The sequence below is a fragment of the Oceanobacillus senegalensis genome (assembly GCF_900176885.1).
In the GTDB taxonomy this organism is placed as follows: Bacteria; Bacillota; Bacilli; order Bacillales; family Amphibacillaceae; genus Oceanobacillus; species Oceanobacillus senegalensis.
The window spans coordinates 3,589,871-3,602,649 of sequence record NZ_LT839648.1 but is presented as its reverse complement, the minus strand read 5'-3'; the positions used below and the strand labels follow the sequence as shown (position 1 = coordinate 3,602,649).

Below are 12,779 nucleotides of genomic sequence, written 5' to 3'. Positions count from 1 at the left end.
TATGTAAGAGGCTGGCACATAACTAAAGTGTTTAACTTGTGCCAGCCTCTATTTAATTACATTTTCTCCATTCTTTCAGCAACAAGCTGCATGTCTTCTAATAAAAGAGGATATAAATTAGGACGTCGCCTTGCTGCAAGTGGGTGGTATGCTACGGTCGTTTGATAGCCGTTTATTTGATGCCATGACCCTCTTAACCCCTTAACATCTACCTCCAAGTCCTGAAAAAAGGACTGTACTGCAACATTCCCAAGGCAAACAATTATATCTGGTTTTTGATGTTCCAATTGTTCCTGCAAATGCTGTATACATATATTCCGTGTTTTTTCCTTATCATACGCCCGTACTGGTCGTCTTTTTAAAATATAAGTAACATATATCTGATCTTTATCTAGCCCTGCTTCTAAAGTAGCTTTTTGCAATGTCTGCCTTGTTCCACAGACCATCGGGTTTCCTTCACGATCCTCACGGGCACCTGGATTATCCAAAATAAGCATAATAGGTGCCTTGGGATTTCCCTCCCCCCAAATCATCCGCGATCCTTGTTGATACAAACCACACTTCTTGCAATCCTTCTGTGCCTCTGGAGTCATATCCTCCGGCCAGGCCTCTGGACAAAATGAATTCAATATTATCACGCTCCTCCTACTAGAATAACCATTTGTCACTCTACTAATGAGCTGAGCAGCTATAAATTAAAAATGGGTACTTTTTTAAAAAGGAGTAAATGGGGGGAATTTAGATTATCGTACTTAAAACTAGGTTTTATAGAAAATCTTAGTTTTTATACGATGTATTTTGGTTTTCCAAGAAGTTAATTCTTTCTATTTGCAATGCAGCAGAAAGGACATGAATAAATGCCTCATGTAATGTAGATGTTTCTAAATATTTATTATAAAAGTGGGTTAGATTTCCTGCTAAGTCTTCTCTGGCGGCAAAATCAAAATGGTAAAAATCAATAATAGGAAAATATAATGCATCTCCTATTGGAATTAAGGTTCCCATAACGATTTCACCTTTTTCAGATGGAATAGCAGTTGGATCATATACAATGACATCTAATGTCTCCTGTGTCAGAATATCAACCATAACAAGGATTCGATCATTATACTTATAACCCACATAATAAAATTTAGGAACAGCCTTTTTCCACTCTCTTAACCAAGATGTCATTAAGTTTTCTTTCAATGGGTCTTTCTCAATATAGTCTTCTATAGCATTGTTTTCTGGGTTTTTTCTGGCTTCATATAGGACCTGCCACCAAAACATATTATGTTCTAGTGTCTCTTTTTTTTCTTCTCTTATGTGGTGTTCATTCATGAATTCTTCAAGTAGTGGGAAATTTGTGGAGTAACGGCGATGGAATATATACTTAGCAAAATCCGGATAAACCTTTTGTAGCAACTTCTCTCTTGACTCTTCTGAAATAGGATAATCATGCCTGAATTGCTTTGCTTTTGTTTCTGACTGCGTAAATTCTAGCAACTTTTTATTCATTTGTTTTCCATCCTTTCATAACAACAAACCTTTCCTTGTCTATTTCTTTTTAGTTTGCTTAACATTAAGAATTCGACAAGGATCTCCATAATCCTTCTTTTTATTTTAAAATTTTTTATCCTGTGTAAATTACCTTAGCAGGTAGGTTGGACTATTTTTTCATCCACCCACCTATGCATCTCCCCCTACGACCTATTCATACCTCTTGTCACAACAAAGTTAAGCAATCTCATCATAAATTAAATCTTCCATCAGTGGGGTATTACTGCCCCTTAACCTGTGATATACATGATTATTAAAAAACACCATCACAACTTTTTTAATTAAATTTAAATCGTGACTGTCCCTTTTCTATAATTTCTACAAATCTTGTTGATGCTGGTGATAATGGAACACTTTTTAAATAGCCTATACCAATGTTTCTCTTAGGTATCTCATCTTCAAGTTGTACTTCATATACAAATCCCCTATTCAAGTAGTCTATAGAGAATTCCCTTGTTACACATGCAATACCTAGGTTAATTTTCGCAAAGTCTAGTAGTAAATCATGGGAGCCTAACTCAAATTCTGGGGAAATAAAAATTCCCTTCGCAAATAGATATTCCTCCACATATTTTCTAGAATTTGAATTAGGTTCAAGGAAAATTAATGGCAGTTTAGTTAATTCTTCCAGTTCTAGTGGCTTAGATGAGAGTGTTTTATACTTTTCCCCACAAACAAAAGTATCCTGTACTTCGATACATGGTATTAATTCTAGTGATGGGTCATTGATTGGAAAATTACAAACTGCTATATCCACTTCTCCTGATTTTAAATGAGTAACAATCTCTAATGTCGTCCCATTCACAATTTTAAATTTAATCTTGGGATATTTGTTATGAAAATCCTCTAAATATGGTAGGAGGAAATGTCTAGATATCGTGTCACCTACACCAATTTTTAATTCGCCAGCTGTTAAATTTTTAAATTCCAGTATTTTTTCTTCCCCAGCATCAATTAAATTAAGGGAAGAATGGACATACTCAAATAGGAGGCTTCCCTCGTTTGTTAGTGATACCCCTTTAGGTGTTCTATGAAATAAGCGTGTCCCTAACTCTCTCTCTAATTGCCTTATTGCTTGGCTGATAGCCGGCTGTGTCATGTATAAACTCTTTGCTGCCTTAGAGAAGCTTTGATTTTTTCCAACCGTCCAAAAAATTCTATATAAATCTAACTTGCCTATCATATAAACCCTCCTTATATTCATTATTACATATATTAATTTTACTTATATAAAATATAATTGTATAGTAATTGTAGAAAATAATTTACACCATTTTAAGGAGCGAGTGTTGTGGAAAGAGTAGTTGGAACAGTTGCCAGAGGATTACGTTGCCCTATCATCAATCAAGGGGACCAAATAGAGGAAATTGTAGTAGATAGTGTATTAAAAGCCGCTGAAGTAGAAGGGTTTGCTATTCGTGATAAAGATATCGTAACAGTAACAGAATCCGTTGTAGCTCGTGCACAAGGAAATTATGCGACAGTGGATCATATCGCTCAAGATGTCCGTTCAAAGTTTGGTGAAGAAACAATCGGTGTTATATTCCCTATCTTAAGCCGAAACCGTTTTGCTACCGTTCTTCGTGGGATTGCAAAAGGAGCAAAAAAAATCGTCTTAATGCTTAGCTATCCAGCTGACGAGGTTGGGAATCACTTGGTCAGTCTTGATCAACTTGATGAAAAGGGTGTGAATCCCTGGACAGATGTTTTAACAGAGAAACAATTCCGTGAATATTTTGGTCATCATAAACATACCTTTACTGGTGTGGATTATATTGAATACTATAAATCCGTTGTGGAAGAGAATGGTGTTGAATGTGAAATCATTTTCTCCAATAATCCAAAGTCCATTTTAGAATACACAAAAAATGTACTAGCTTGTGATATCCATTCAAGACAAAGAACGAAAAGAATAATAAAAGAAAATGGTGGAGAAATAATCTACAGCCTTGATAACATTTTGTCAGAATCCATCGATGGTAGTGGATATAATGAGGAATATGGTCTATTAGGTTCCAATAAAGCAACAGAGGATAGTGTGAAACTTTTCCCTCGTAACTGTCAGCCTATTGTTAATAACATTCAACAAAAGCTGAAGGAAAAAACTGGGAAAAATGTAGAGGCCATGGTTTATGGAGATGGAGCATTCAAAGATCCTGTAGGGAAGATTTGGGAACTTGCCGATCCAGTTGTATCCCCAGCATACACCTCAGGCCTAGATGGTACACCGAATGAAGTAAAATTAAAATATCTAGCTGATAATAACTTTGCTGATTTAAAAGGAGAAGAGCTACAAGAAGCTATTTCTCAATATATCAATAATAAAGAGGAAGACCTTGTAGGTTCGATGGAAGCACAAGGAACGACACCTAGAAAACTTACGGACCTAATTGGATCTCTGTCTGATTTAACTTCAGGAAGTGGAGATAAGGGTACACCCATTATCTATATACAAGGTTATTTTGATAACTATACGAAATAATTAATAAAAATGTATTAAATTGTCTAATAGCAGCTTATACAAAGATGAACCATCCAAAAAGAGCCCCCTCAGTATTCTGAGGAGGCTCTTTCATTTATACTTGTTGTAATATACGGCTTTTTTCACCGTATTGTTTATCTAAGCCAAGTGTTTTAGATGTTGAAGCATGAATTTCACGGAAAAGTCTTGGATTTTCACTCAGTAATTTTCCATAAGAAGGAATCATTTCTTTTAATTTTTGCTCCCATTCCTTCATATATTCTGGGAAACATCGCTTCAAGACATCCAGCATAACGGTAACAGATGTAGAAGCACCTGGAGAAGCTCCAAGTAGTGCAGCTACAGACCCATCATCTGAACTTACTACTTCTGTACCAAATTGTAGGGTTCCTTTCCCTCCATTTTCTGTATCCTTAATTACCTGCACACGCTGACCGGCCACAACAACTTCCCAATCCTCTTTGTTAGCATCCGGAATGAACTCACGTAATTCTTCTATCCGCTTATCATTGGATAACATAACTTGCTGAATGAGATACTTTGTAAGTTTCATTTCTTTTGCACCAGCTGACAGCATGGTGAAGACATTATTCGGTTTAACAGACTCTATTAAATCTAAATTTGAACCTGTTTTTAGGAATTTTGGTGAGAAGCCGGCAAATGGACCAAATAGCAAGGACTTTTTGCCGTCTATAAATCTAGTATCCAAATGTGGTACAGACATTGGTGGCGCACCGACCTTAGCCTTACCGTATACTTTTGCATGATGCTTCTCAACCACCTCTGGATTGTTACATACTAAAAATAGCCCACTAACTGGGAATCCACCAATATGTTTTGATTCAGGAATACCAGTTTTCTGTAATAGAGGTAGACTTCCCCCACCAGCACCAATAAAAACAAAATCAGCAGTATGGTATTCCAACTTATCGCCATCCATGTCGTGTACTTTAACTTCCCATGAACCATCACGCATACGTTGAATATTCTCCACACTGTGCTTATAGTTAACCGCAACATCTCGACTCTGTAAATGTTCAAATAATCTACGCGTTAAAGCGCCAAAATTAACATCTGTTCCAGAGTCTATTTTTGTTGCTGCTATCGGTTCATCTGACGTACGGCCTTCCATGATTAGTGGTATCCATTCCTTTAATTTTTCTGGGTCGTCAGAAAAATCCATTCCTTCAAATAATGGATTTTTTGATAGCGCTTCAAAACGTTTCTTTAAAAAAGAGACATTATCTTCCCCTTGAACCATACTCATATGAGGTAATGGCATGATAAAGTCCTGAGGATTATTTATGAGATTACTATTTACTAGATAAGACCAAAATTGCTTTGATACTTGAAACTGTTCATTAATTTTTATTGCTTTCTTCGTATCTATAGTGCCGTCTGGCTTTTCTTTGGTATAATTAAGTTCGCATAGCGCTGAATGCCCCGTTCCAGCATTATTCCACTCATTGGAACTTTCTTCCCCTGCGCTTTCGAGCTTCTCAAACACTGTAATTTCCCATTCCGGTACCAATTCTTTTAAAAGTGCTCCTAATGTTGCACTCATGATACCGGCACCGATTAAGATAACTTCTGTTTTAGTCTGTTTGTTGCTCATTTGTCCCATCCCTATCTTATAAATTTTTTCAGAAAATTGTTGAACACCCGCTTATTAAAAGCAAGAAATCCAATCACACCCTAATCTGAATATATTATAATCTACTTATAGTTTATCAGAATCTTTGATGGATTAAAATATATATTTATATATTGATTATTCCTGTCCAATCAAAAGCTAACAAATCAATAGGTAATGATTACATAAACTATCAAATTATTAATGTACTAAATCGTTAATCGAGCTAGTAAAGAAACAATAAAAAGACTCACTTTTGAACTGCAAGTCTTTTTATGATTAGAGAAAACCACACATAGTGGAAAGATGCAACCGTTATTGGTTACTACCGTACTTTTAGTCCCTAATAGTTTAGGATACAGAAAAACTTCCACCTTGTTTCTTTCCATCTAGTGTATAAACGTCTCCTCTTTCATCTTTGTAAATCACATGTTCCGCACTAAATTTAATCGGTGACTCCAATCCAGCAGCTGCAGCAATTCGAAATAGCCCTTTACGCATTGTTATGACATAGTTTGCAGTTCGATATTTCTTTTCATCAATTACCAAAGCCTTTTGCAGGTCAGGGTCTGTCGTGGCCACACCAACTGGACAGGCATTTGATTGGCATTTTAGTGCTTGAATACATCCTACTGTTATCATAAATCCCCGTGCAATATTTACTAAATCTGCCCCCATAGCTAGGGCAACCGCAATTCGATCTGGAGAAACGAGTTTGCCCGACGCAATTATTTTTACTTTGTCACGTACACCTAATTTCAACAAAGCTTGATGAACTAATGGTAAAGCGGATTTAATTGGCAACCCAACACTATCCGCCAATTCTTGATAGGATGCACCTGTTCCACCCTCTCCACCATCTACTGTAATAAAGTCGGGACCTTTTCCAGTTTCCTTGATCTGGTTTGCTAATTCTTCCGCTTCCTTACTACTTCCAATCACAACCTTCATTCCTACAGGTTTTCCAGTACATTCACGAATGCGTTCCATAAACGAAAACAACGATGGTAAATCACTAAATTCCTTAAAGCGGTTTGGACTATCTATTGACTTAAATGGCTCAACCATTCTTATTCTCGCAATTTCCTCGGTTACCTTTTCCGCATCAATATGACCACCGCGTGTTTTTGCACCTTGTCCCAGTTTCAGCTCGAACGCCTTTACTTGAGGTATCTGAGATTTTTCCTTTAAAGCATCCCAACTAAAATTCCCAGCCCTATCCCTTACGCCGAAAAGCCCGGGGCCAATTTGCATCACGAGGTCCACACCACCTTTTAAGTGGTAATCTGAAATACCGCCTTCTCCTGTGTTCATCCATGTACCTTTTGCCTTGCCCAACCCTTCTGATAGGGCAGTAATTGCTCTGCTTCCAAGGGAGCCATAACTCATAGCCGACATCCCAATTTGTCCCTTAAGAATAAAAGGATACTTGCAATCCTTTCCGATCACAATTGCATCTTCGTCCTGAAGTAAATATGCTCCCGACTCATGCACTTCCCACTTCTCTTTCCTTTGGGTAAACAACGGATCATTTAATAATAAATATCTCTTTGTCTTCACCTTTATATCATTGTCCATTTTCAATTCCTCTGTTATCTTTGGAAACATTGCATTTCGAATATAGAAACCCGGCGAATCAAAATCCCTTAGCGAGCCAAAACCAAGAACATCTCGTTTATATTTTGCCTTCTTAACAACTTGCTGATATTCAATCCGAGAAAAAGGCTTCCCTTCTAAATCACTATTAAATAAATACTGTCTAAGTTCAGGACCGATTTGTTCTAGAAAGTATCGTATTCTACCTAAGACCGGATAATTACGTAAAACAGGATGCTGCCTTTGATTCCGATCTACGAAATATAAAGATAAGCCCGTTATTATCAGTACCGCAAAAATGAAAGCTCCAAAAAGAAAGGCGATAATAGTAAATATATCTGCCATGTTAAGCAAATTCCTCCTTTATTATTCAAATACCCTTTTTGTAGTATTTTACCCGGAGGAATGCTAACTAATCGATTCGAAGCAAAAACATATACGTACATCCATTATATAATGACTGGTACTGGTTGATTAAGAGTCAATCCATCCCTTTTGACAATGGAATCATAAGCTAAAATTTGTATACCCTGTCTTGATGCCTTTAATAATGAATCTGTAAAGTTCCTATCCATTTTTATATTAGGGGAAAAGGCATGACAACCTTTCATTTGCAGAACAAAGAGGATTGCAGCATTATATCCATATTGAGATGCCTTTATTAATTCTAATACATGCTTCGTCCCTCTGGCGGTCGGAGCATCCGGAAATAAAGCTATTCCATTCTCCTAATGTTACACCTTTTACTTCAATAAATCCCTTTTTATCATCCTTTTCATAATAAAGGTCGAATCGAGATTTTCCATAAGTAACCTCTTTTTTAGCGAAGTCAACCGATCCAAACTCAGCTAATTTCCCTATCTTCAGTGCCTCCATGGCAACCTTATTTGGTGCTTGAGAATCAATATTTACCCATGTTCCATTTTTATCAATTGCTATAAGCGAGAATCTTGTCTTTCTATTTGGATTATCACTAACTTCCAAGAGTACTTTCCTATCTGGCTGAAACAATTCAGTTAAGCGACCCGTATTTTTTATATGTGCCCTATCTATTCTCCCATTTATCCAGACTTCAGCAATAAACCTGTTTAGTCTTTTTTCAAACCTTCCATGTACTACTTTTCCGTACTTCATCATTTCACATCCAACGTATTTATCATTACGTTATTAATCTTTCATTCAAACTCAAAAGGAAACATTCCTTTTGTTTACTTAAAAGAATTAGTTAAGTACATTTGAATGGAAGAAGGTAATAGTTTATAGAATAATCCTTTATATTTAATATCCAATATACCAGCAACGACGAAAAATACTGCTAAGGTAATTTTCTTATTCCTGTTATTCCCCTGTACCATTTATGCACCCCCATTAGAAGTAATATGTCAGGTTATATTTTAAAAAAGACCTAGAGAAAACCTCTAAGCCTTATGATGCAACAGTTACTGATTATAATACTTTCGATAAAAAGCTTTTCGTTCTTTCATTTTTTGGGTGATTAAATAGTTCATCTGGTGTACCTTGTTCTACAATAAAGCCTTCATCCATAAAGATAACACGATCGGCGACTTCTTTGGCAAATCCCATTTCATGTGTCACAATCGCCATCGTCATACCTTCTTCAGCTAAATCCTTCATAACTTGAAGTACTTCTCCAACCATTTCTGGGTCTAGGGCTGATGTGGGCTCGTCAAACAACATAATGTTTGGTTCCATGGCTAACGCACGAGCCATGGCTACCCGTTGTTTTTGTCCACCAGATAAATTATCAGGATACACCTCTGCCTTGTCTACTAATCCTACTTTATCAAGTAACTTTGTTCCTAATTTATTTGCTTCTGCTTGTGATTTCCCTTTTAATCGTTTTGGTCCAAGAGTAATGTTTTCTATTACCGTCATGTGGGGAAACAAATTAAACTGTTGGAATACCATTCCCATTCTTTGACGCAATTGATTAATATTCGTTTTGGTTGCGGTGAGATTATCTCCCTCAATAAAGATTTCTCCACCAGTCGGTTCTTCCAATAAATTCATACAACGTAAAAGTGTACTTTTTCCTGAACCTGAAGGGCCAATGACACAAACTACTTCCTGCGAATGAACATCTATATTGATATCTTTAAGAACCTCTAATTTACCGAATGACTTTTTTAGATTATTTACTTCAATCATTTTCATGCTACATCTAATCTCCTTTCAAGCCAGCGTGAGAATAAGCTTAATGAGTAAATAATGATAAAGTACAGAACCCCAACAGCAAATAATATTTCAAAAGCACGGAAATTAGCTGCATAGATGGATTGCCCAGACAATGTTAGCTCAGCCAATCCAATAGCGGAAAGGAGTGAAGTATCTTTAATGCTTACAATAAATTGGTTGACGAATGCGGGAATCATGCGACGTATTGCTTGAGGTAATATAATTAAACGCATCGTTTGGCCATAAGAAAAACCAATCGTTCTACCGGCTTCCATTTGCCCTTTATCGATAGAATTTATTCCAGCCCGGAAGATTTCTACTAAATAGGCTGCAGCATTGACCGTAATTGCAATCACACCTGCGGAAAATGCTGTTAAGCTAATATCAATGACACTTGGCAAACCGAAATAAATAAATAATATTTGAACGAGTAACGGGGTCCCTCGAATAATATCAACAAAGGCAGTTGAAATTGCCCTTAATATTTTACTCTTTGTTATACTAAATACACCGAGTATCAGTCCAATAAACATTGCAAGAATAAGTGATATGACTGTTATTTCTATTGTTAAACCCATTCCTTTTAATAGAGTAGGTAATGCTTCAAGGATAATGTTGATTGTTTCCATCATACTTGGTTTCCCTCTTTCTTTTGGATAAGATGTGACAAACTGTGCCACACCTTATTGATTTCATTTTTATTTATTATTTTTCTGAAAAATATCGGCTATAAATTTCGTCAAATTCACCACTATCTTTTAGTTCCTGTAGCCCCGTATTCATTTTTTCTACTAAACCTTCACTCCCCTTAGAAATGGCAATTCCATAGTCTTCACTTGGATACTTATCGCCAACTAATCGAAGTGGAGATTCCTCACTATCTTGGTTGATTTTATAGGCAACACTAGGATAATCATTGATGACAGCATCGGCATTACCGTTTTCTAATTCCATATACATAGTGGCATCGTCTTGAAGTTTAGTAACTTCACCATTATATTTTTCAGCAAGTTCATTAGCTAGTTTTAAGCTAGATGTCCCTTGTTTGGCAACAATTGTCTTTCCTTCTAAATCTGCTTCTGATTCTATATCACTACCTTTTAACGTAACTAAAGATAGACCAGATTCAAAATATGGGTCGGAGAAATTTACTACTTCTAAACGATCCTCTCTTATTCCAATCGCTGATACAGCTGCATCTACTTGATTAGCCTGAAGTGCCGGGATAATACCATCGAATTTCATAATTTTCCAGTCAACAGTTAAGTCTACCTTCTCTGCAACAGCTTCAACTAACTCCACATCAAAACCAGTCAATTCCTCATCTACTTTATATTCAAATGGTGGATAGTCTTGCACTACTGCAACTGTGATTTCTTCTTTTGTTTCACCTGAAGATTCACTATTTACTTCATCAGTTCCACATCCTGCTAATGCCAATGTAATGAGACCAACTAAGGTAATCATTAGCCATTTACTAACAAATGGCACTTTCTTTTGTTGTATATTCATTAAGAATAATCCCCCTGTAAAATTGATTTAATTTTAAAACGACATTTTCCATTATATCGATATATTCCGACATTTCAAAATTGGATTAATGCTGGTTTATGATGTTATTTTTATATTTTTATAGATTAATGTTAGTAGGGAAGAGATTTTGTACATATCCTCATGGAAAGTTTGATATACTAACATATCCTCTGAAATTGGGCTTTCTTATCGCTTTTATAATAGAAATCGAGGGCTCCGATCATTGCCATTCCTGTAAAACCCAGGAATTCCTGGTAAAGAAAGGGGTCAAGGCTGCCTGAGTTCTAGCAATCTGTCAACAAAAGAACTATAATATCACTTAGTTCCAATAAGTCTAAAGCATAGAAAGGAAGGAAAATAATCCAATGAAATGTATTTCCATTGATTTAGACGGTACATTATTAAACTCTCAACAAGAAATATCGGATGGAAATTTAAAAGCCTTAAACGAATTAAAGGAACAGGGGCACTGCGTTATTTTGAACACAGGTCGCGCCTTTAGAGATGTGATAAAACTAAAAGCTGTACAAAATATAGAAATCCCTATTTTTTGTATAAATGGCTCTATTTTATATTCAAAAAAAAGAGAGTTACTGTATGAGGCAACAATCCCTATTTCCGTTTATAAAAGGATATTTTCGATATTAAACGAAATGGGTGTAGGTATTCTTGTTTATACCAATTATGGCGGGTTTCCTTCCACTTTGCCTTTATTACATGATAAAAGTAAAGAAGAGCTCACCATGCTATTTCAAGAATACAATTATGACGAAATATTAATAAAGGATTGTCTAAAAATATATAAATTAATAGCATTGGTTCCGAATGACCAATTAGAAAAAATAGAAGAAGTAAAAACGTCCTTAGCAAATAAATTCGATATTTCCATGTCATCCTCTTTTCCTAATAATCTAGAGATCACCTCTAGTGATTCTCATAAAGGAAAGGCTATATTACGTTACCAGCAGATGATGAATCTATCTTTCAAAGAGATTATTGCGATCGGTGATGGAGGTAATGACCTCGGACAATTCGAAGTAGCAACTACGTCGATTGCAATGGGAAATGCCCCTCTTGCTATACAAAAACAAGCTGATTTTATTACAAAGACAAATGATGAAGATGGATTTGCTTATGCTATGTGTGAACAGCTTCAATTAACAACCGCAAAAGACACTCTACCAAACAAACTAAAATAGCTCATAGAATGATAAAACGAAGCAAAATGGATTGATAAAGATAAGGGGGATAGTTGAATCCCTCTTATCTTTCCTTCCTATATGCTACGATTCCAGCTATTATTCCACTTGGGATTCATTCAAAAAATAGAACCATTGACACTCTTTATGAGAGGTCAATGGTTTTATTTAAATACATACCTATTCTTTTAAAAATGATCCTAACATCAATGAATATGATGTAGGACAGATACGTTACTTTTTCTCCCCCTTACGCACTCAACCGTTAATTGTTTCCTCCGTGACTTCTAATGGTGGGGTATTACTGCCTCTTAACCTGCAATACAAATTAAAGGAATTATTAAAAAATATTAAAAGCTGGAAAGTTAATAAGGAGAGAAATTAGATGAGTAACGAGTTAAGAGAAATGAGGATGCAACCAGATTTAATAGAAATAACCGAGGAAAAGAAGGAAAGTGGTTCGAGTACAATGTCTTATATCTTTGTAATCGGAAAAGTAAAACGGATTGAACTCTCCGAAAGTTAGGATATTGCCTTGGGGAAGAATTAGAAGCATCACTAATTCTTCCTCTACCAAAACAATATTAGATGAAGAAAAAGG

General features: G+C 36.0%; 14 protein-coding genes. 3 read left to right on the top strand and 11 right to left on the bottom strand.

From position 1 onward, the window contains the following. Positions 1-56: 56 nt before the first annotated feature. From CAO17_RS17455 to CAO17_RS17445, 3 genes are all read right to left on the bottom strand, one after another. Entirely contained in the window at positions 57-629 is a 573-nt protein-coding gene (locus CAO17_RS17455; RefSeq protein WP_085993846.1) for a uracil-DNA glycosylase, read from the bottom strand. A gap of 148 nt (positions 630-777) precedes the next feature. Continuing rightward, a complete protein-coding gene (locus CAO17_RS17450) occupies positions 778-1,497 on the bottom strand; it encodes a hypothetical protein (protein WP_085993845.1) in 720 nt (239 codons plus the stop codon). A gap of 319 nt (positions 1,498-1,816) precedes the next feature. Beyond that, complete coding sequence (locus CAO17_RS17445; RefSeq protein ID WP_085993844.1) at positions 1,817-2,722, bottom strand: LysR family transcriptional regulator; 906 nt, start codon at positions 2,720-2,722, stop codon at positions 1,817-1,819. Between the two features lie 108 nt (positions 2,723-2,830). Between CAO17_RS17445 and CAO17_RS17440 the strand changes: the two genes are divergently transcribed. Further along, positions 2,831-4,021, top strand: a complete 1,191-nt coding sequence (locus CAO17_RS17440; protein WP_085993843.1) for a coenzyme F420-0:L-glutamate ligase — start codon at positions 2,831-2,833, stop codon at positions 4,019-4,021. Positions 4,022-4,115: 94 nt separating this feature from the next. Here CAO17_RS17440 and CAO17_RS17435 read toward each other — a convergent pair whose 3' ends face one another. The 8 genes from CAO17_RS17435 to CAO17_RS17410 form a co-directional block, all read right to left on the bottom strand. Then, on the bottom strand, positions 4,116-5,636 hold the full coding sequence (locus CAO17_RS17435) for a malate:quinone oxidoreductase (protein ID WP_085993842.1): 1,521 nt from the start codon (positions 5,634-5,636) through the stop codon (positions 4,116-4,118). A gap of 369 nt (positions 5,637-6,005) precedes the next feature. Beyond that, positions 6,006-7,595: an FMN-binding glutamate synthase family protein gene (locus tag CAO17_RS17430; RefSeq protein WP_085993841.1), complete on the bottom strand. Its 1,590-nt coding sequence runs from the start codon at positions 7,593-7,595 to the stop codon at positions 6,006-6,008. Positions 7,596-7,699: 104 nt separating this feature from the next. Continuing rightward, positions 7,700-7,912: a DNA/RNA nuclease SfsA gene (locus CAO17_RS22190; protein ID WP_281252967.1), complete on the bottom strand. Its 213-nt coding sequence runs from the start codon at positions 7,910-7,912 to the stop codon at positions 7,700-7,702. Next, entirely contained in the window at positions 7,887-8,384 is a 498-nt protein-coding gene (locus CAO17_RS17425) for a DNA/RNA nuclease SfsA (RefSeq protein ID WP_281252945.1), read from the bottom strand. Before CAO17_RS17425 ends, CAO17_RS22190 begins: the two co-directional genes overlap by 26 nt. A 74-nt stretch (positions 8,385-8,458) precedes the next feature. Then, entirely contained in the window at positions 8,459-8,605 is a 147-nt protein-coding gene (locus tag CAO17_RS21150; RefSeq protein WP_179151980.1) for a hypothetical protein, read from the bottom strand. 91 nt (positions 8,606-8,696) lie between these two features. Then, entirely contained in the window at positions 8,697-9,419 is a 723-nt protein-coding gene (locus CAO17_RS17420; RefSeq protein WP_085994548.1) for an amino acid ABC transporter ATP-binding protein, read from the bottom strand. 2 nt (positions 9,420-9,421) lie between these two features. After that, a complete protein-coding gene (locus CAO17_RS17415; RefSeq protein ID WP_085993840.1) occupies positions 9,422-10,078 on the bottom strand; it encodes an amino acid ABC transporter permease in 657 nt (218 codons plus the stop codon). A gap of 73 nt (positions 10,079-10,151) precedes the next feature. Continuing rightward, entirely contained in the window at positions 10,152-10,958 is an 807-nt protein-coding gene (locus CAO17_RS17410; protein ID WP_085993839.1) for a transporter substrate-binding domain-containing protein, read from the bottom strand. A 386-nt stretch (positions 10,959-11,344) separates the two neighbouring features. Here CAO17_RS17410 and CAO17_RS17405 point away from each other — a divergent pair, with 386 nt between their 5' ends. Both CAO17_RS17405 and CAO17_RS21145 read left to right on the top strand, forming a co-directional pair. Beyond that, a complete protein-coding gene (locus tag CAO17_RS17405; protein WP_085993838.1) occupies positions 11,345-12,178 on the top strand; it encodes an HAD family hydrolase in 834 nt (277 codons plus the stop codon). Between the two features lie 385 nt (positions 12,179-12,563). After that, positions 12,564-12,704: a hypothetical protein gene (locus tag CAO17_RS21145; protein WP_179151979.1), complete on the top strand. Its 141-nt coding sequence runs from the start codon at positions 12,564-12,566 to the stop codon at positions 12,702-12,704. Positions 12,705-12,779: the final 75 nt, after the last annotated feature.